Raw genomic sequence first — 18,927 nt, 5'->3', positions numbered from 1 at the left:
CGATCTCGCCGCGATGGCGGTGCGCTCCCTCTCCCGCTTGCGGGAGAGGGTTGGGGAGAGGGTGTTTCCGCATTGGGACAGTCCCCTAGAGGAGAAAGCCCTCACCCGCACCTTCGGCGCGACCTCTCCCGCAAGCGGGAGAGGTTGGCAACCCGCGGCACGCGCCTGCCCGAATTAAACTCCGGTAATCCGATTGACGCTCGCTTGCGGGTTCCCCATGTGCCTCGCCGTGCCCTATAATGGGGTCGAATCCGCCTGAGGAGTTTGCGATGGTCCAAGACGTCAGAGATTTGCCGGCCGGCCGCAGCGACGGGCTGAACCGTTTTCTCGGCGGCTCGCCGCTGGCGGTCGCGTTTCGTCTGGTCCTGCTCTCGATCCTGGTCGGCGTCGTGCTGGCCGCAATCGGATTCGATCCCTGGAACATCATCTATAGCATCCGCCTCCTGTTCCAGCGTCTGTGGGATCTCGGCTTCGATACCATCAACTGGCTGTGGCGCTATTTCCTGCTCGGCGCGGTCATCGTGATCCCGATCTGGCTGCTGTCGCGCGTGTTCGGCGCGCCGCGCGGCCGGTAAGGCTGGGAGTCCGCAGCCGATGCAACTGCGTTTCGTCGGCTGCGGCGACGCCTTCGGCTCCGGCGGCAGGCTCAACACCTGCTTCCACGTCTCGGGGCGTGCGGCGAATTTCCTGATCGATTGCGGCGCGTCGGCCTTGCCGGCGCTGAAGCGGCTGGAGATCGCGTGCGACGAGATCGATCTGATCCTGATCACGCATTTCCACGGCGACCATTTTGCCGGGCTGCCGTTCCTGCTGCTCGATGCGCAGTTCTCGCGGCGGACGCGGCCACTGACGATCTCTGGCCCGCAAGGCATCGAGAGGCGGCTGCGCGAGGTGATGGAGGCGCTCTTCGAGCATTCCTCGAAGACCAGGCAGCGCTTCGAGCTTGATGTCGTCGAGCTCGCGCCCGGGCAAAGCCGGACTTTCGGCGCCGTGACGGTGATGCCTTATCCTGTCGTGCACGGCGAATCCGGTGGTCCTTTCCTCGCCTACCGCATCGAGGCCGAGGGCCGCACGCTCGCCTACAGCGCCGACACCGAATGGACGGAGACGCTCATTCCGCTGGCGCATGGCGCCGATCTTTTCATTGCCGAGGCCTATATGTACGAGAAGGTGGTCAAGAACCATCTCAGCCTGAAGACCTTGGAACAGCATCTGCCAAACATCGGCGCCAAACGGCTCGTCCTCACCCATATGAGCGACGACATGCTGTCGCGCCTCGAGACGTTGCCCTACATGGCGGCCGAGGACGGCATGGTCGTCGTATTCTGACCATGCACGCGCCCGTCCATCCCAGGGTTGGCACGCGAGACGTGTTCGCCATCGCAGGTCCTGCGATGGTCGCCAACCTGACCACGCCGCTGATCGGCGTGGTCTCGACCACGGCGATCGGCCGCCTCGACGATGCCGCGCTGCTCGGCGGCGTCGCGATCGCGTCGATCATCTTCGACTGCCTGTTCTGGCTGTTCGGCTTCCTGCGCATGAGCACGCTCGCCTTCACCGCGCAATCGCTGGGCGCGGGCGAGGTGCGTGAGCCGACCGCGATCCTGGCGCGCGGCTTCATCGTTGCCGGCCTGATCGGCGCCGCGCTGATCGTGCTGCAATTGCCGCTGGCCGCGGTGCTGTTCGACCTCATGGGCGGCAGCGAAGGTGTGACGCGGGCAGCTCAGACCTACTTCAAGATCCGGATCTGGTCGTCGCCGTTCACGCTGGCCAATTACGTCATCCTCGGCTGGCTGATCGGCCAGGCCCGCGCCAATTCAGCCTTGCTGCTTCAGGTCGTCGTCAACCTCGTCAACATGGCGGCGACGATCCTGCTGGTGCTGGTCTACGACACCGGCATCGCCGGGGCCGCGATCGCCGCGCTGTTCTCGGAAGCGGTCGGGTTCGCCCTCGGCGTGATCGTCTGCCGTCATTACGCCGAAGGCGGCTTCGCGGTGCCGTACAGGACCCTGCTCGACCGCGACAAGCTGCTGCGGATGCTGGCGGTGAATTCCGACATCATGATCCGCACCGCGGCGCTGATCGCGGTATTTCTGTTCTTCACCGCCAAGGGTGCGCAGGCCGGCGACGTCACGCTGGCGGCCAATTCCGTGCTGAACAACTTCCTGTTCATCAGCGCCTTCTTCCTCGACGGTCTCGCCAACGCGGCCCAGCAGCTCTGCGGCCGCACCCTCGGCGCACGCGACGCAAAAGGCTTTGCCGCCTCGACCCGGCTGGTGCTGTTCTGGGGGCTCGGCTTCGCCATCGTCGTCGCGGCGCTGTTCGCGTTGTTCGGGCCGGCCTTGATCAATTTCATGACGGCGAGTGATGACGTGCGCCGCGCCGCGCGCGAGTTCCTGCCCTTCGTCGTGCTCGCGCCGATTCCCGGCGTGTTCGCGTTCGGGTTCGACGGCATCTATATCGGCGCGACCTGGGCGCGCGAGATGCGCAACCTGATGCTGGTTTCGCTCGCGGTCTTCCTCGGCACGTGGTGGGCGCTGCAATCGTTCGGCAATGCCGGGCTGTGGTGGGCGCTGATGGCCTCCTACCTCTCGCGCGGCGGCTTGCAGGCGGCGCGCTATCCGGCGCAGTTCCGGGCGACGTTCTCTTCTCCCTCGCCCCGCTTGCGGGGAGAGGGTCGGGGTGAGGGGGAGTCTCGACAAGGGAAGTGAGAGTTGGGCTCGTGGAGAGTCCCCCTCACCCGGAATTTGCTCTCGCAAACTCCGGCCTCTCCCCGCAAGCGGGGAGAGGCGAAGAGCACCGCCTTACATCCCCGGCCAGTCTTCCGCCGTGAGCGTCGCCGCATCGGCGCCGACGATCTCGGACAGCGAATCCCGCCCGGTGCGGAGCAGCGTCGAGGTGAGGTCGCGCTTGATCTCGTCGACCAGGCCGAGGCCCTTGTAGACCAGCGACGAATAGAGCTGGATCAGGCTCGCGCCGGCGCGGATCTTGGTCAATGCGGCGCCGCCGGAGTCCACGCCGCCGACGCCGATCAAGGGGAACGCGCCCTCGACGCGCACATAGGTCTCCGCGACCATCCGCGTCGACAGGCGGAACAGTGGCCGGCCCGACAGGCCGCCTTGCTCCTTGGCGCGCGTCTCCTCCCGCAGCGTGCTCGGCCGCGCGATCGTCGTGTTCGACACGATCATGCCGTCGACCCGGCGCGAGCGCGCGACCTGCACGACGTCGTCGAGCTGGGCAAGACTCAAATCCGGCGCGATCTTGAGCAGCACCGGCGTGTCGCCGGCCTTCTGCCTGACGCGCTCGCGCGCGTCGATCACGCGGGCGAGGAGATCGTCGAGCAGCGCGCCTTCCTGCAAATTGCGCAGACCCGGCGTGTTCGGCGAGGAGACGTTGACGGTGAAGTAGCTTGCGACCGGCGCAAAGGTCTCGATCAGCTTGACGTAATCGGCGACGCGATCGGCTGAATCCTTGTTGGCGCCGACATTGACGCCGACGATGCCGCCGTGCTGCGCGCGCGCGGCGAGCCGGCGCAACGCGACGTCCGCGCCGTCATTGTTGAAACCCATGCGGTTGATGATGGCCTCGTCGCGCTCGAGCCGGAACAGCCGCGGCCGCGGATTGCCGGCTTGCGGCTTCGGGGTCACCGAGCCGATCTCGACGAAGCCGAAGCCGAGCCGCAGCAGCGCGTCCGGCACCTCCGCGCTCTTGTCGAAGCCCGCGGCCATGCCGATCGGGTTGGGAAAGTTGAGCCCGAAGGCGCGCATCGCGAGCTTGGGGTCGTCGGCGCGCGGCTTGACCGGCGGCAGGAAGCGCAGGCCCTGGATCGCCAGGCGATGCGCGTCTTCCGGATCGAGCCAGCGCAGCACCGGCAGGGAAAAGGCGTCGAAGGCGCGGATCACGGGGCAAGCTCCGGGACGTCGTGGCCGCCGTCGGAGCGGGTGTTGAGGTTCATCACCGCGATCACGGCGCCGAGATCGAGCTCGCCATAGAGATGTGGAAACAGCTCCTCGTTGCGCGAGCGCTCCCAGCGCAGCTCGCTGCCGAGCGCGTCGCCATCGACCTCCACCAGGAACAGCGCGCGCTGCCCGAAATAGTGCTTGCGCAGGGTTTCGGGAACCTGTTCGGCGGTCGAGAAATGGATGAAACCGTCGCGCGCATCATCTGCGCTGCCCCGGTAGACACCCTGCCGTTCCGCCTCACGCCAGGCCGAGGCCGGACAGATTTTGTAGATCTTGACCACCGCTTGCGCAGTCCTGTTTGCTCTTTGAGTCTTTTGGGTTTTTTCGTCTCGTGCGGGTCCGCCAAACCCCCGGCGCGACCGTAAAGGCCGCCCCTGCCGAACTCAAGACCTCAAGACTTTCCGGTCCGATGAAATCGGAACGGAAGGCTCCGGAAGCTTGTTTTGACGCGTTCTTGACGCGAACCAGGACCCACCTCGCTTGAAAACGCTTTCTTTCGCCGCCACTTGCGCGAAAAACGGAAAACCGGTTGATTTGAGGACAATTTTCCTGAGTTGCGACGGGCTGGACCTTGCATGGTCAGACAGGCCAAAGCGCAGAGGATACTCACTCACGACCAGATCTGGATCGCGCTGGATCGGCTGGCGGCGCGCGCCGGTTTGTCGCCGTCCGGCCTTGCCAAGCGCGCCGGGCTCGATCCCACCACCTTCAACAGGTCCAAGCGTGTCACTTCGGACGGCCGCGAGCGCTGGCCCTCGACCGAATCGATCGCCAAGGCGCTGGCGGCGGCAGACGCCTCGTTCGACAGCTTTGCGCGGCTGGTCGACGATGACGCCGGCGACGGCCGCTCGGTCCCGCTGCTCGGTTTCGCGCTGGCCGGCGCGAGCGGGGCCTTCGACGAGTCCGGCTTTCCTGCCGGCAAAGGCTGGACCGAAACCGCGCTTCCGGCCACCGAGGACAGCCACAGCTTCGCGCTGGAGATTTCCGGCGATGAGTTTGCCCCTGTCTACCGCCATGGCGACATCGTGCTGGTTTCACCGGGCGCGCCGATCCGCAAGGGCGATCGCGTGGTGGTGCGAAGCAGGACGGGCGAAGTGACGATCGCAGCGCTGAAGCGCCGTACCGCGAAGGCCCTGGAGCTGCAATTGCTCAATGCATCGCAAGCCGTGCGCACGATGGCGGCGGGCGAGGTGGGGTGGATCGCGCGGATTGTGTGGACGAGCCAGTGACTGCGGCGGCAGTTAGGCGACTTCCGTTGCATCGACACGACGCAACTGAGTGAGCGCATCCACGGCGAGCCTCACAGCACTTCGAAGATCTTGTAGGCGACGGCGCCCTCGACGAGATAACCCTTGCCGACACAGACGATGTCATTGAGCCAGGCGTAGGTCTGCGAGCCGGTTTCGAACAGCGGATTGGTGCGGAAGTAATATCCGGCGGGATCGATCCTGGTGCGCCGCGCCGGGTCCGCCATCTCGGCGCGCAGAGCCTGCGGCGTCACCCAGCGACCGCCATAAGGTCATATAGATCAGCTCGCCGTCATGCGTCCGCAGCGACAGGCGGACATCGAGCGTCATGGCTCCATCGGCGCGAAACAACGCCCAGTCGCCGCCGCCCCGCAGCACCTCGCCGCGCAGGCGTGGGCCTTCGAACGAGCCCTTGGCGGCGCCGAACAGCACGCGCTGCCCGACCGGCCCGGCGCCGAAATTGAGGCGCGGGTCGAGATCGACGACGATGTCGAAGAGATGTCTGGTCTCGAGATCGCCGACGGATTTGACGCGGGGGTCGGTCATGGTCTGGCACTCCTTGATGCCTGGATGGAATTTGCCGGCGGCTAAGCCGCCTGTGTCGCATCGCCAAACAGCTTGCGCCTCGAGAGGCCGGATTGGGCGCACAGCTCGGAGAGATCGAAGACGAAGCGTTCATGCGCGATCTTGTCGTCGCGGAAGGCGAAGGCGATGAACACGGGCAACTCGGCACGGCGCCCATTGGGCGCGCCCCCGAAGCGATCACCCGTCATCGTCATCCGGGCGGTGCCCCAGCAGACCAGCGTGTCGGCGGAATTGGCGTGGCCATCCAGCGTGACGTGATAGTCCGGGAACGACTTGAAGAAGCGCGTCAGGACGCGCTCGTTTTCGGCGAGACCCTGCGCCCTGGTGCCGAAGGCCGGCGTCTCCAGCACCATGTCCGGATGCAGGACCTCCAGCGCCGCAGCGACATCCTGCCGGCTCTTGGCGACCGCCAGCCTTTCCGCCAGCTCGAACATCCGCTTGCCATCCATGGCCTGTCTCAGAGCATTCTACATGAATAATACATACATCGTGTATGTTATATGCGGTTTGATACAAACGCGTCAAGCTTTTAAGTTGCGCGCGATGCGGGCGAAGGATCCTCCGAGAAGTCGTCGGGAAGAGTACAGCGAAGCCACCAGGCAGGCGCTGATCGATGCCGGACGCGAAGCGTTTGCCGCCAATGGATTTCAGGCGGCGGGCATGGAGGCGATATCGCGGGCGGCGCGGGTCACGCGCGGCGCGTTCTACCATCACTTCGAGGACAAGAAGGCGCTGTTCGACGCCGTGGTGGTTGCCATGCAGCGCGAGGCGGCCGCCCGGATCGAGGCCGCGGCGCGGAACGAGCGCAAGATCTGGGATCGTCTCAGCGCCGGCATCGACGCCTATCTCGACGCCTGCGAAGAGCCGGCCTATGCGCGCATCGTCATCCAGGAAGCGCAGGCCGTGCTCGGCGAACCGCGCTATCGCGAGATCGAGGAGACCTACCCGACCGCGCTCCTGATCGCGACGCTGCGGGCGCTGAAGCGCGATGGCGAATTGAACGCGGACGATGTCGATCTGCTCAGCCGGATGATCGACGCGATGATCTGCAAGATCGGGCTGTTGCTCCCCTACGCGGACGATTCCAGAAAGCTGCGCAGAGACGGACAGACGATCGTCGCGGCGGTGCTGGACACCTTTCGCCACAAGGCGTGAATCTTCCTCGATCCCGCGAGCGCCCTCGATGGCCAAATGGGGCGATCTCGACGCGGCCAACAAGGCTTGCGCGGTCGGCCTGCAGCAATCGCCGATCGAGATCGAGGTTCGCAAATCCGATGAATGCGCGCCCGGTGTAGAAGGATAACCGCGCTACGTGCTGAAGTCGATTTGAGCTGGAGTTCTGTAACCCGGATGTCGCTTCGCTCATCCGGGCTACGCATTTTTTGCTGGCCTCACGCGCTCCGCGCCAGCGCCCCGTCGATCATGTTCACCGCGTTCTGCACGCCGTACACGGCGACGAAGGAGCCGAAGCGCGGGCCCTTCTCCTGGCCGAGCAGCACCTGGTAGAGCATGTTGAACCAGTCCAGCGTGACGCCGGGACGGCCGTCCTTGCCCTTCTTGACCTGGTCGAGGAACGGCTCGCGGCGTCCGATCTCGTAGACGACGTTCTGGATCTCCTCGGCCGAGGCGTCCGGCGCAAGCTGCGACAGCGCATCGCGCAGATCCTGCAGCGCCGCACGCTCGGTGTCCGTCGGCACGCGAAACTGCTTCGTGGGCGCGACGAAGTCGCGGTAATAATTGATGGCATAGCCGACCATCGCGTCCAGCTTGGGGTGCGTCTGCGGCGACACGCCGGGGCGATAGCGGCCGATGAAGCCCCACAGCGTCTCGGCATTCTCCGCATTCGACGACGACACCAGCGTCAGCAGCAGCTGGAAGGTCACGGGCATGTCGCCCTTCGGCGGCTTGCCGTTGTGGATGTGCCAGACCGGATTGCCGAGCTGCTGCTTGCCGTCCTGCTTGGCGAAGCCGTCGATGAATTGCTGATAGTCGTCGACGTTGCGCGGGATGACGTCGAAATACAGCCGCTTGGCCGCCTTCGGCTCGCGATACATGAACAGCGACAACGATTCCGGCGAGGCATAGCGCAGCCATTCGTCGATAGTGAGGCCATTGCCCTTCGACTTCGAGATCTTCTGGCCCTTCTCGTCGAGAAAGAGCTCGTAATTGAAGCCTTCGGGCGGCGTGGCGCCGAGCGCCCTGGCGATCGCGCCGGACAGCTTCACGGAATCGATCAGGTCCTTGCCGGCCATCTCGTAGTCGACGCCGAGCGCGACCCAGCGCATCGCCCAGTCGGCCTTCCACTGGCACTTGACGCTGCCGCCGGTGACGGTCGTCTCGACCTCCTCGTTCGTATCAGGGTCGACATAGGTCACCGTGCCGGCAGCGACATCGCGGCGGATCATCGGCACCTGCAGCACGATGCCGGTGGTCTTGCTGATCGGGAGGAACGGCGAATAGGTGGCGCGGCGGTCGGGGCCCAGCGTCGGCAGGATGATCTCCATCACCTTGTCGTAGGCGGCGAGCATCTTGAGCAGCGTCGCGTCGAAGCGGCCCGACGTGTAATAATCGGTCGAGCTCGCGAACTCGTAGTCGAAGCCGAAATGATCGAGGAAGGCGCGCAGCCGCGCATTGTTGTGGTGCCCGAACGAGGGGTACTCGTTGGAGAACGGATCCGGCACCCGCGTCAGTGGCTTGCCGAGATGCGCGGTCAGCATCTCCTTGTTGGGGACGTTGTCGGGCACCTTGCGGAAGCCGTCCATGTCGTCGGAGAAGGCGAGCAGGCGCGTCTTGACCTTGTCCTCGGTGAGCACGCGAAAGGCGTGCCGCACCATCGAGGTGCGCGCGACCTCGCCGAACGTGCCGATATGCGGCAGGCCGGACGGGCCGTAGCCGGTCTCGAACAGCACCTCGTCCTTCGGGCTCTTCTTCAGCCGCGCGACGATGGCCTTCGCCTGCTCGAACGGCCAGGCGTTGGATTGTTCGGCGAGCGCACGCAGATCGCTCGGACTCATGCTGGGATCGATAACGGACATCAATACGGGCCTCCGGGCCGCGGAAAATAGCGATTTCCGGGCAGAATGCAATTTTGCGGGGCGACAGCCACCTCCGCCGTCATTGCGAGCGAAGCGAAGCAATCCAGACTGTTTCCGCAGCAGCAGTCTGGATTGCTTCGTCGCTGCGCTCCTCGCAATGACGGCGAGGAAACAGCGAAACTAGAATCGTAGGGTGGGCAAAGCGAAGCGTGCCCACCATTCATAAGACGTGGGCACGGCGCTTGCGCGCCTTTGCCCACCCTACGGCAGCTCGCGTGCCGCAAGAGCGCGCAGCTAAAACGGGCTCACCGAGAAATAGCGCAGCCACAGATCGGTGTAGCGGCCCTTTTCCCAGACGCGGAACAGCGCCCAGTTCAGGGCCTGGCGCAGTACGTCGTTGCCCTTGCGCACGGCGATGCCGATGCCTTCGCCGAAGAAGCGGCTCTCGACGAAGGGGCCGCCGGAGAAGGCGCAGCAATCGCCGGAATCGGTGCCGTTGATCCAGAACGCCAGCGAGATGGCGTCGCCGAAGATGAAATCGACCTCGCCCTTGCGCAAGGCGGCGCGCATCGCCTCGTCACTGGGATAGGCATGCAGCTCCGCATCGGTGAACATGGCCTTGAGATAGGCCTCGTGCGCGGAGCCGGCGATGACGCCGACCTTCTTGCCCTCGAGATATTCGGGCCGGATTTCCGGCATCACCGCGTCCTTGCGCGAGGCGAAGCGCGCCGGCACGCGATAATAGGGATCGGTGAAGTCGACGCGGGCGCGCAGCTGCGGGCTCACCGCCATCGAGGCGATAATGGCATCGCCGCGGTTGGAGGAGAGCGCATCGACCAGCGTCTCGAAGCGGCGCATCTGCACGGTGCAGGTGACCTTGATCTCCTCGCACAGGCTGCGGGCGAGATCGACGTTGAAGCCGGCCGGGTTGCCGTCGGCGCCGGTGTAGTTGAAGGGCGGATAGTCGGTCTCGGTCAGGAAGCGGATCACGGTCAGGCGCGACAGGTCCGGCCGTTCCGGTCGCCGCCGCGGGTCCCAGAAGCCGGGCACCGCCTGCGGGGCGGCCTGAGGTGTGGCCTGGACCTGCGGCGTGGCCTGGGGTGCCGCCGGGGGGCGCTTGGCGGGAGCCTGGGCCTCGGCGGCGGGGAGGCTCGCGAGCAGGCACGCGGTCGCGGCCAGCCCGGTCAGCAAGCCACGGGCAGATTTGGTCGATTTCGCCTGTTGCGATGGAGCCATCGGCCGGAAATGAACGAATTTCGTTGGGATCGGAGGGCGTTATAGACCATCCCGCCGGGAACGCGAGCGCGGAATGTGGCTGGGTGAAGGTCCCTCGGCCATCATGCCCGGGGCTGTCCCGGCCATGACGATGGGGAAGCAATTGGGCCCGAACGCAGCCTTCAAAGATACTTCTTCAAATCGGCCGCCGCCTCTTCCGGCGTCCGCTTCAGATTGAACGGCGAGACGAAGCGCCCGTCGCGGTCCATCAGGTAGATCAGCGCGGTGTGGTCCATGGTGTAGTCGCCGTCCTTGGTCGGGATCTTCTTGGCGTAGACCCGGTAGGAGGTGATGACCTTGGCGATCTCGGCGGGGTCGCCGGACAGGCCCTCGAGGTGCGGATCGAAGCTCGACAGGTATTCCTTCATGGTCGCCGGCGTATCGCGCTCGGGATCGACCGAGATGAAGACGGCATTGACCTTGTCGGCATCCTTGCCCATGACGCGCAGCACTTCCGAGATCTCGAACAGCGAGGTCGGGCAGACGTCGGGGCAATGGGTGTAGCCGAAGAAGATCAGGGTCGGCTTGCCCTTGAGGCTCTTGTCGGTGACGGCCTTGCCGTTCTGGTCGGTGAGCTGGAACGGGCCGCCGATCGCAGCCGGCTGCGCCACCTTGCTGATGCCGCCCATGGCCCAGAACATGATCAGGAGCCCGACAACGAGGCTTGCCGCGAAGGCGGTCGCGATCACCAGCGGACGGGTGGCGGAGCTCATGAGCGGGAAACTTCCTGTCGCGGATCAGAAGCAGGCGGCGAAGCCGGTCCTGATCATTTCGAAGAACATTTGCGTGCCGTAGTGGAACCACAGCGCCAGCGTGCCGAGCACCAGCAATCCGCCGATCGCCGCACCCGCCCACAGCAGCACGGACGGCGTCCGGCCGGCAGTGGACGAATTGTCCTGTAACGGATGCGTCGGGTGCAGTGGTTGAGCCATGACAACGATCGAGACAACGATCGAGGGCGAAGGCCCCCGGTTCCCAAGCCTTCAGATAGGCTCTGGCCCGCCTGCGGGCAAGACGCCGCCGGCGGGCCAGAACGATCCAGTCAGGTCGAGAACGTCAGTGCAGCAGCTGGCCCCGGGCGGATTCGATCTGGTCCGCTTGCGGGAGAGGCCGGCGCGACGGCTTGATGGTCGAGGCCTGCGCGTCCATGTAGCAGGGCTTGTACATGGCCTGGAGCTGCTTGCCCCTCAGGAACAGCATATTCGGGGTGAGGCCGCCGCGCTGGCTGATCCAGCGCCTCACGTGCGAGGGATACATCGCATAGAGCATCTGGGTCGCCTCGGGATTGGTGACGGCGCGGCCATTGCGGCCGAAATCCCAGGCGGCGTGGAAGCCGAGCGTCGCGCTCGAGGTCACGCAGATGCGGTCATGCGGGATGGCACCGAGGACGATGGTACAGGCGGATGCGCAAAGGCCGTCGATGATGACGGTCTCGCCTGATTGACGCAGGTCCTGGTACTTGTCGACGTAGGTTCCAATCCGGCCACCGCGGTCATCCGCGATCCGAACCACCGCGTGAGAAGCCCCCATGCCAGCGATCAACAGAACCGCCGCAAGCAACCCCGTCAGAAACTTCATTGGCCCCCGCCCCAGTCGAATTCGAATCTGCGTGTCAGGTGGTGATGCACGGCTAGCGTCCGTCGTAACCGAGGTTTTGTCTAGGCAGGCTGGCTGACTCAAAACAAATTCAAATCCAGTGTTGCGTCCGCGCTGCACCCGGTGGGTCTCCATCCCAAAGTGGAACAAGTTAACGAGGTCTTACGCGCCGCACCCTTGATCTCAGTTGCAACCGCCGGCTTCAATCCGGGCAACTACAGGGGGGAAACTCATGGAGGGGGAAGTGCATGGCTGAGGAAACAGACGTCATCGTCGTCGGGGCGGGACTGTCGGGTCTGGTGGCCGCCACCGAGATTGCCGACGCGGGCAAGCGCGTCATCGTGGTCGACCAGGAAGGCGAGCAGTCGATTGGCGGCCAGGCATTCTGGTCGTTCGGCGGCCTGTTCCTGGTCGATTCGCCGGAGCAGCGCCGGCTCGGCATCAAGGACTCCTTCGACCTCGCCATGCAGGACTGGATCGGCGCCGCCGGCTTCGACCGCGACGAGGATTTCTGGCCGCGGCAATGGGCCGAGGCCTATGTCGCCTTCGCGGCCGGCGAGAAGCGCGCCTGGCTGCGGGCGATGGGCCATCGCTTCTTCCCCGTGGTCGGCTGGGCCGAGCGCGGCGGCTACGACGCGATGGGGCACGGCAATTCGGTACCGCGCTTTCACGTCACCTGGGGCACCGGGCCCGGCATCGTCGAGCCGTTCGAGCGCCGCGCGCGCGAGGCGATGAGGAGCGGCCGGCTGAGCTTCAGGTTCCGCCACCGCGTCGACGCGCTCTCGATCACCAACGGCACGGTGGACGGCGTCAGCGGCGCCGTCCTCGCCCCCGACGCCGTCGAGCGCGGCAAGAGCTCTTCGCGCCACGTGGTCGGCGAGTTCGCGCTGAAGGCACAGGCCGTGATCGTGGCCTCCGGCGGCATCGGCGGCAATCACGAGCTGGTCCGGCAGAACTGGCCGAAACGGCTCGGCGATCCCCCGAAATTCATGATCTCCGGCGTGCCCGAGCATGTCGACGGCCGCATGATCGGCATCACCGAGAAATCAGGCGCGCGGCTGATCAACCGCGACCGCATGTGGCATTATGTCGAGGGCATCCAGAACTGGTCGCCGATCTGGCCGCGCCACGGCATCCGCATCCTGCCCGGGCCCTCCTCGATGTGGTTCGACGCAACCGGCACGCGGCTGCCGGCGCCGCTCTTCCCCGGCTCCGACACGCTCGGCCAGCTCAAATACATCATGTCGACGGGCTACGATTATTCCTGGTTCATCCTGACCCAGAGCATCATCAAGAAGGAGTTCGCGCTGTCGGGCTCGGAGCAGAACCCCGACCTCACGGGAAAGAGCTGGCGCATGACCTTGCGCCGCGCCACCAACAAGGGCGCGCCGGCGCCGGTGGAAGCATTCAAGAGCCATGGTGTCGACTTCATCGTACGCGACAAGCTCGAGGACCTCGTTGCGGAGATGAACAAGCTCGCCGGCAGCGACCTCCTCAAGCACGCGCATATCAGGACGCAGATCGAGGCGCGCGACCGCGAGATCACCAATCCTTACGTCAAGGATGCGCAAGTGATGAACATCCACAATGCGCGCCGCTATATCGGCGACAGGCTGATCCGCACCGCCTCCCCACACCGCATCCTGGATCCCGCGCAGGGGCCGCTGATCGCGGTCAAGCTCAACATCCTCACCCGCAAGACGCTGGGCGGCTTCGAGACCGACCTCGAGTCCCGCGTGTTCGGCAGCGAGGGCAGCGTCATTCCCGGCCTCTATGCGGTCGGCGAAGCCGCCGGCTTCGGCGGCGGCGGCGTGCACGGCTATCGCTCGCTCGAAGGCACCTTTCTCGGCGGCTGCCTGTTCTCGGGCCGCAATGCGGGCCGCTCGGCAGCAAAGGCGGTGGGCTGAACCGCACCCTGCGTTGCATCGCTCGCCTCGGATGTAGATCTGCCCGGAAATGCATGCGCGTTCGGCACGCATGCGTGCCGGGCAACGCATGCGTGCCGGGGGTGGCAGAGTGCGAGGTGCTGGGCTAGACAGGGCCGCCATTCCAGTGAGGAGATCCCAATGAGCATCCAGCGTTTCGAAACCGGCCCGCGCATGAGCCAGGTCGTCGTGCACGGCAACACCGTCTATCTCGCCGGCGTCGTCGCCAACAAGGCCGCCGGCGAAAGCGTGACGAAGCAGACCCAGGACATCCTGGCGACCATCGACGGCCATCTCGCCAAGGCCGGCACCGACAAGTCGAAGCTGCTCTCGGCCACGATCTACATCACCGACATGAAGACCTTCGGCGAGATGAATGCGGTGTGGGACGCCTGGGTATCGCCCGGCAACACCCCCGCGCGCGCCACCGTCGAGGCCAAGCTGGCGGCGCCGCAATACACCGTCGAGATCATGGTGACTGCCGCGAAGTAGTCTTCACAACAACTCGCATGCGAGATGGAGCGCGATGACAACATCATCGCGCTCTTTTTTGCGCAACGATGACCTGCGAGGTAATCGATCCTCGCGCGTGAACCTTCGATAGTGCGGTCAGCCGGACAACACGGCGCCATCGAAGGAGAGCATCATGACCGATCCCAACACCATCGCCCGCCGCTACATCGAGCTCTGGAACGAGCGCACGGCCGGCCGGCGCCGCGAACTGCTCAGCGAAAACTGGACGAGTGATGCGAGCTACGTCGATCCCTTGATGAAGGGCGACGGCCGCGACGGCATCGAGGCCCTGATCGCCGGCGTGCAGCAGCGCTTTCCCGATTTCAAATTCCACCTGATCGGCGAGCCCAACGGCTACGGCGATCGCATCCGCTTCTCGTGGGGGCTTGGTCCCGACGGCGACGACAGCCCGATCAAGGGTACGGATTTCGCCGTGCTGAAAGGACGGCCGCATCAGCAGCGTGACCGGATTTCTCGATCAGGTCCCGGCCGGGGCGTGAGACTGCTGGCCTTCCTCGTGCAGGCGGGGAGGGCGGTCGTATCCGGTTCTGAGCGGCATCGGAGCGCACGCCTCGTCCTTCGAGACGACCGCTTTGCGGTCTCCTCAGGATGAGGCTCAGCGGCATCGCGGGTTGTTGAAAACTGCTACCGCGCACTCCGTCCTCATCCCGAGGGCCCGCCAGAGGCGGGCGTCTCGAAGGATGGCCGCAGAGGCAGTCTTCGAGTGCGATAGCTCTGCCGCAGGCGGGGAGGGCGCACCCCCTCGACGAAGCGTTCCCCACGGCTTACCTGTCATGCCGTGCCGCCCCGTATCCTCAAAGCATCGGCCGAGCCCGCCGCACTGCTGCCAAGCCGCTTCCAGCAATGGTTCGCAGGCCGCGGCTGGTCGCCGCGCGCGCATCAATTGGCGCTGCTGGAAAAGGCACGCGAGGACGCCAGCGCGCTGCTGATCGCGCCGACCGGCGCCGGCAAGACGCTGGCGGGATTCTTGCCGACGCTGGTGGAGCTGTCGACGGAGGCGGCCAAACGGACCGCGGGTGCGAAGCAAAGCCTCGTCTCCACCGGCCGCAGCGTGCAACGAACCGGCGGCCTGCACACGCTCTACATCTCGCCCCTGAAAGCGCTCGCCGTCGACATTGCGCGCAATCTGGAGCGGCCGATCGCGGAGATGGCGTTGCCGATCAAGGTCGAGACCCGCACCGGCGACACGCCGGTGTCGCGCCGGCAGCGGCAGCGGCGCTATCCGCCGGATGTGCTGCTGACGACGCCGGAGCAGCTTGCATTGCTGCTGTCCTCGGACGACGCACCGTTCCTGTTTTCCTCCCTGAAGCGCATCGTGCTCGACGAGCTGCATGCGCTGGTGACCTCCAAGCGCGGCGATCTGCTCTCGCTCGGCCTCGCGCGGCTGTGGCGGCTCGCACCGCAGCTGCGTGCGATCGGCCTGTCGGCAACCGTGGCCGAGCCGGAGCAGCTCGCGCGCTTCCTGGTGCCGCAGCTCGACGGCAAGGAGCGAGCAGCCGACATCGTCGTCGCCGGCGGTGCCGCGCCGCCTGTGGTCGAGATGCTCGATACGCGCGAGCGGCTGCCCTGGGCCGGCCACAGCGCGCGCCACGCGCTCCCCGAAATCTACGAGCTGATCAAGGCGAACAAGACCACGCTGGTCTTCGTCAACACGCGCAGCCAGGCCGAGATGCTGTTCCAGAATCTCTGGAGCATGAACGACGACGGCCTCGCGATCGCGCTGCATCACGGCTCGCTCGACGTCGCCCAGCGCCGCAAGGTCGAGGACGCGATGTCGGCAGGAAAACTGCGCGGCGTGGTCTGCACCTCCTCGCTCGACCTCGGCGTCGACTGGGGCGATGTTGATCTCGTCGTCAATATCGGCGCGCCCAAGGGCTCCTCGCGCCTGATGCAGCGCATCGGCCGCGCCAATCATCGCCTCGACGAGGCCTCGCGCGCGGTGCTGGTGCCGGCCAACCGTTTCGAGGTGCTGGAGTGCCGCGCCGCGATCGACGCCATTGCCGAGAACGCGCAGGACACGCCGCCCCTGCGCACCGGGGCGCTGGACGTGCTGGCCCAGCATGTGCTCGGCTGTGCCTGCGGCGAACCGTTCCTTTCCGACGAGCTTTATGCCGAGGTTCGCACCGCAGCGCCTTACGCCGAGCTGTCGCGGCAGGATTTCGACGATGTCGTCGATTTCGTCGCCTCCGGCGGCTACGCGCTCAAGACCTATGAGCGCTTCGCCCGCATCAAGCAGGACAAGGAGGGGCGCTGGCGCGTCGCCAATCCCAAGGTGCGGCAAAGCTACCGGATGAATGTCGGCACCATCGTCGAGGACGACATGCTGAAGGTGCGGCTGGTGCGCTCGCGCGGCGGCGGTAGCGGATCGACCGGCGTGATCGCCCGCGGCGGCCGGCTGCTCGGCGAGATCGAGGAGGCCTTCATCGAGGGCCTCAGCCCCGGCGATACCTTCGTGTTCTCGGGCGAGGTGGTGCGCTACGAGACCCTGGTCGAGGACCAGGTCTACGTCTCGCGCGCGCATGACAAGGACCCGAAGGTGCCGTCCTATATGGGCGGCAAGTTTCCGCTCTCGACCTATCTCGCCGAACGCGTGCGCCGCCTGCTCGATGACGGCCGCGCCTGGGGCGGCCTGCCGGAGCAGGTGCGCGACTGGCTGTCGCAGCAGAAGGACGTCAGCAAAGTGCCGGCGGTGCGCGAGCTGCTGGTCGAGAGCTTCCCGCGCGCCAACAAGCATTATCTGGTCTGCTACCCGTTCGAAGGCCGGCTCGCGCACCAGACCCTCGGCATGCTGCTGACGCGGCGGCTGGAGCGCGCCCGCGCCCGGCCGCTCGGCTTCGTCGCCAATGAATATGCCATCGCGGTCTGGGCGCTCGGCGACATGTCCTTCATGATCCGCGACGGCCGGATCGACCTTGATGCGCTGTTCGACCCCGATATGCTCGGCGACGATCTCGAAGCCTGGCTCGCCGAGTCGGCCTTGATGAAGCGCACCTTCCGCAATTGCGCGATCATCTCGGGCCTGATCGCGCGCCGGCATACGGGCGAGGAGAAGAGCCGCCGCCAGGTGCTGTTCTCGACCGATCTCGTCTATGACGTGCTGCGCAAGCACCAGGCCGATCACGTCCTGTTGCGCGCCGCGCGCGCTGATGCTGCCACCGGCCTGCTCGATCTGCGCCGCCTCAGCGACATGCTGATGCGCATCCAGGGGCGCATCACGCTCCGGGAACTCGACCACGTCTCGCCGCTCGCAGTTCCCGTGATGCTGGAAATCGGCCGCGAGTCAGTTTATGGCGAAGCTGCAGACGAGCTCCTGGCCGAAGCGGCTGACGAGCTCGTCAAAGAGGCGATCTCGTAGACTGCTGCAGCAATGTTTTTTGGGGGCTCAATTCTCTCCACGTCATGCCCGGGCTTGACCCGGGCATCCACGTCTTTGTCTTCGCGGCAAGAACGCGGATGGCCGGGACAAGCCCGGCCATGACGGAGAGTGTGGCGGTATCGATAACTTCGACGCGGCACGTTGACGTCGCAGGCATCGCGCTGCACGCCGATCTCTCCGGCGCGCTGTTCTGGGAAGAGCAGCGCCTGCTCGTCGTCTCCGACCTGCATCTGGAAAAGGGCTCCAGCTTCGCCACGCGCGGCGTGCTGCTGCCGCCCTACGATACGCTGGCGACGCTGAGCCGTCTTGCCGCCGTCATCGCCCGCCACGATCCCCGAATGGTGATCGCCCTCGGCGACAGCTTTCACGACCGCACGGCGCATGAACGGTTGTCGCCGGACGATCGCGAGGCCGTCGGCGCGCTGCAGAGCGGCCGCGACTGGATCTGGATCTCCGGCAACCACGATCCGATGCTGCCGCCTGATCTCGGCGGCACCGTCGCCGAGGAGGTCGCGATCGGCCCGATCACCTTCCGTCACGAGCCGACCGGCGCGCACGGCGAGATCGCCGGCCATCTTCACCCCAAGGCGCGCGTGTCCGCGCGCGGCCGCTCCATGGAGCGCCGCTGCTTCGCCTCCGACGGGATGCGCGCGGTGATGCCGGCGTTCGGTGCCTATGCCGGCGGCCTCAGCATCCGCGACGCCGCATTCGCGAAGATCTTCCCCGCCGATGGCTTCGTCGCCCATCTGCTTGGCGACCGCCGCGTCCACGCCATTGCCGCCTCGCGCTGTTCCTGAGATTTCCGGGTCGTCTCAGAACAAATTAAGAACACTTTAGCAAGTCTTTGATATATCATTGTGATTCGGCGCATCGCCGGCACAATATCTAGCGTCTGTCAGACTTTGCGAGGACTAGATGTCCACCATCGCCTTCGATCAATTCGCCCTCACCCGGATCGCCGATTTCGCGCGCTCGCTGTCGCGGCTGCATCAGGCGGCGCGGCGCCAGCGCATCGACGACGACCAGTTCGACCGCGAGTTCAACGCGGTGTGCCAGTCGATCTGGGGCTATACCATCGACGACATCAGCGACGATCTGTTCTCGACCGAGGATCATCTGTTTCTCGACACGCTGGACGAAGCGCAGGCGCGCAACTTCGCGGCCGAGCAGGGCTACGACCTCGTCGGCGATCACGGCATGCTGACCGACTGGTGGGGCTTCTGCTGGATGATCCTGGCCGAGAAGCGCGGCCTGTTGACGCCGGACAACCGCGCCGCCGCGCGCGCGGCGATCGAGGAGAAATATCTGGCGGCGCCGAACGTGATCGGGGTGATCATCGGGAGGTGATCGCCGTCCTCCGTCATTGCGAGGAGCACTTGCGACGAAGCAATC

Annotated in this window: 19 protein-coding genes and 3 pseudogenes; 12 read left to right on the top strand and 10 right to left on the bottom strand. The window is 65.7% G+C overall.

What is annotated here, in order from left to right; genetic code table 11:
• Nucleotides 1-269: 269 nt before the first annotated feature.
• From AC066S_RS09800 to AC066S_RS09790, 3 genes are read left to right on the top strand one after another with little or no spacing between them, the layout of a single operon-like run.
• Nucleotides 270-575 carry a DUF6460 domain-containing protein gene (locus AC066S_RS09800; RefSeq protein ID WP_018644944.1) on the top strand — a complete coding sequence of 102 codons (306 nt, stop codon included), beginning with the start codon at nt 270-272 and terminating at the stop codon, nt 573-575.
• A gap of 19 nt (nt 576-594) precedes the next feature.
• Nucleotides 595-1,329, top strand: a complete 735-nt coding sequence (locus AC066S_RS09795) for an MBL fold metallo-hydrolase (RefSeq protein ID WP_135168935.1) — start codon at nt 595-597, stop codon at nt 1,327-1,329.
• 2 nt (nt 1,330-1,331) lie between these two features.
• Nucleotides 1,332-2,711 (top strand): MATE family efflux transporter, encoded by a 1,380-nt coding sequence (locus tag AC066S_RS09790; RefSeq protein WP_478269532.1) that lies wholly within the window; start codon nt 1,332-1,334, stop codon nt 2,709-2,711.
• 93 nt (nt 2,712-2,804) lie between these two features.
• Here AC066S_RS09790 and AC066S_RS09785 read toward each other — a convergent pair whose 3' ends face one another.
• Both AC066S_RS09785 and AC066S_RS09780 read right to left on the bottom strand, forming a co-directional pair.
• Nucleotides 2,805-3,902: a quinone-dependent dihydroorotate dehydrogenase gene (locus tag AC066S_RS09785; RefSeq protein ID WP_135164729.1), complete on the bottom strand. Its 1,098-nt coding sequence runs from the start codon at nt 3,900-3,902 to the stop codon at nt 2,805-2,807.
• Nucleotides 3,899-4,243: a DUF952 domain-containing protein gene (locus AC066S_RS09780; protein ID WP_135164728.1), complete on the bottom strand. Its 345-nt coding sequence runs from the start codon at nt 4,241-4,243 to the stop codon at nt 3,899-3,901. Before AC066S_RS09780 ends, AC066S_RS09785 begins: the two co-directional genes overlap by 4 nt.
• Before the next feature lie 294 nt (nt 4,244-4,537).
• Here AC066S_RS09780 and AC066S_RS09775 point away from each other — a divergent pair, with 294 nt between their 5' ends.
• Nucleotides 4,538-5,191 (top strand): S24 family peptidase, encoded by a 654-nt coding sequence (locus AC066S_RS09775; RefSeq protein ID WP_478269531.1) that lies wholly within the window; start codon nt 4,538-4,540, stop codon nt 5,189-5,191.
• Between the two features lie 71 nt (nt 5,192-5,262).
• Here the strand turns inward: AC066S_RS09775 and AC066S_RS09770 are convergent, their stop codons facing one another.
• The 3 genes and pseudogenes from AC066S_RS09770 to AC066S_RS09760 form a co-directional block, all read right to left on the bottom strand.
• Entirely contained in the window at nt 5,263-5,463 is a 201-nt protein-coding gene (locus AC066S_RS09770; protein ID WP_478269530.1) for a DUF3237 family protein, read from the bottom strand.
• 73 nt (nt 5,464-5,536) lie between these two features.
• Nucleotides 5,537-5,755: pseudogene (locus tag AC066S_RS09765) on the bottom strand (DUF3237 family protein); the annotation flags it as partial.
• A 41-nt stretch (nt 5,756-5,796) separates the two neighbouring features.
• A complete protein-coding gene (locus AC066S_RS09760; protein ID WP_478269529.1) occupies nt 5,797-6,243 on the bottom strand; it encodes an ester cyclase in 447 nt (148 codons plus the stop codon).
• 94 nt (nt 6,244-6,337) lie between these two features.
• Here AC066S_RS09760 and AC066S_RS09755 point away from each other — a divergent pair, with 94 nt between their 5' ends.
• Both AC066S_RS09755 and AC066S_RS09750 read left to right on the top strand, forming a co-directional pair.
• Nucleotides 6,338-6,949, top strand: coding sequence for a TetR/AcrR family transcriptional regulator (locus AC066S_RS09755; protein WP_478269528.1), 612 nt, complete (start codon nt 6,338-6,340; stop codon nt 6,947-6,949).
• Between the two features lie 25 nt (nt 6,950-6,974).
• Nucleotides 6,975-7,055: pseudogene (locus tag AC066S_RS09750) on the top strand (carbonate dehydratase); the annotation flags it as partial.
• A gap of 130 nt (nt 7,056-7,185) precedes the next feature.
• On the opposite strand, the gene AC066S_RS09745 reads toward AC066S_RS09750, so the two are convergent.
• The 5 genes from AC066S_RS09745 to AC066S_RS09725 form a co-directional block, all read right to left on the bottom strand.
• Complete coding sequence (locus tag AC066S_RS09745; protein ID WP_478269527.1) at nt 7,186-8,829, bottom strand: lysine--tRNA ligase; 1,644 nt, start codon at nt 8,827-8,829, stop codon at nt 7,186-7,188.
• 294 nt (nt 8,830-9,123) lie between these two features.
• A complete protein-coding gene (locus tag AC066S_RS09740) occupies nt 9,124-10,065 on the bottom strand; it encodes a transporter substrate-binding domain-containing protein (protein WP_478269526.1) in 942 nt (313 codons plus the stop codon).
• 161 nt (nt 10,066-10,226) lie between these two features.
• A complete protein-coding gene (locus AC066S_RS09735; protein WP_478269525.1) occupies nt 10,227-10,817 on the bottom strand; it encodes an SCO family protein in 591 nt (196 codons plus the stop codon).
• 24 nt (nt 10,818-10,841) lie between these two features.
• Entirely contained in the window at nt 10,842-11,036 is a 195-nt protein-coding gene (locus AC066S_RS09730) for a hypothetical protein (RefSeq protein WP_126260194.1), read from the bottom strand.
• Between the two features lie 124 nt (nt 11,037-11,160).
• Nucleotides 11,161-11,682: a hypothetical protein gene (locus AC066S_RS09725; RefSeq protein WP_164718901.1), complete on the bottom strand. Its 522-nt coding sequence runs from the start codon at nt 11,680-11,682 to the stop codon at nt 11,161-11,163.
• Between the two features lie 266 nt (nt 11,683-11,948).
• On the opposite strand from AC066S_RS09725, the gene AC066S_RS09720 reads away from it, so the two are divergent.
• The 6 genes and pseudogenes from AC066S_RS09720 (at nt 11,949) to AC066S_RS09695 (ending at nt 18,882) form a co-directional block, all read left to right on the top strand.
• The gene (locus AC066S_RS09720; RefSeq protein ID WP_478269524.1) at nt 11,949-13,607 is read left to right on the top strand and encodes an FAD-binding dehydrogenase; all 1,659 of its coding nucleotides are present in this window, start codon (nt 11,949-11,951) and stop codon (nt 13,605-13,607) included.
• Nucleotides 13,608-13,766: 159 nt separating this feature from the next.
• Nucleotides 13,767-14,117, top strand: a complete 351-nt coding sequence (locus AC066S_RS09715; protein WP_027575148.1) for a RidA family protein — start codon at nt 13,767-13,769, stop codon at nt 14,115-14,117.
• A gap of 154 nt (nt 14,118-14,271) precedes the next feature.
• Nucleotides 14,272-14,638, top strand: a pseudogene (locus AC066S_RS09710) (nuclear transport factor 2 family protein).
• Nucleotides 14,639-14,937: 299 nt separating this feature from the next.
• Nucleotides 14,938-17,514, top strand: a complete 2,577-nt coding sequence (locus AC066S_RS09705; protein WP_478269523.1) for a ligase-associated DNA damage response DEXH box helicase — start codon at nt 14,938-14,940, stop codon at nt 17,512-17,514.
• Between the two features lie 119 nt (nt 17,515-17,633).
• Nucleotides 17,634-18,332 (top strand): ligase-associated DNA damage response endonuclease PdeM, encoded by a 699-nt coding sequence (pdeM, locus tag AC066S_RS09700; RefSeq protein WP_126260199.1) that lies wholly within the window; start codon nt 17,634-17,636, stop codon nt 18,330-18,332.
• A 118-nt stretch (nt 18,333-18,450) separates the two neighbouring features.
• Complete coding sequence (locus AC066S_RS09695; protein WP_478269522.1) at nt 18,451-18,882, top strand: hypothetical protein; 432 nt, start codon at nt 18,451-18,453, stop codon at nt 18,880-18,882.
• Nucleotides 18,883-18,927 lie beyond the last annotated feature (45 nt).

The organism is Bradyrhizobium sp. CFUWI (genome assembly GCF_056429085.1).
The sequence above is the reverse complement of the archived record's forward strand: the minus strand, read 5'-3'. Positions and strand labels throughout refer to the sequence as shown.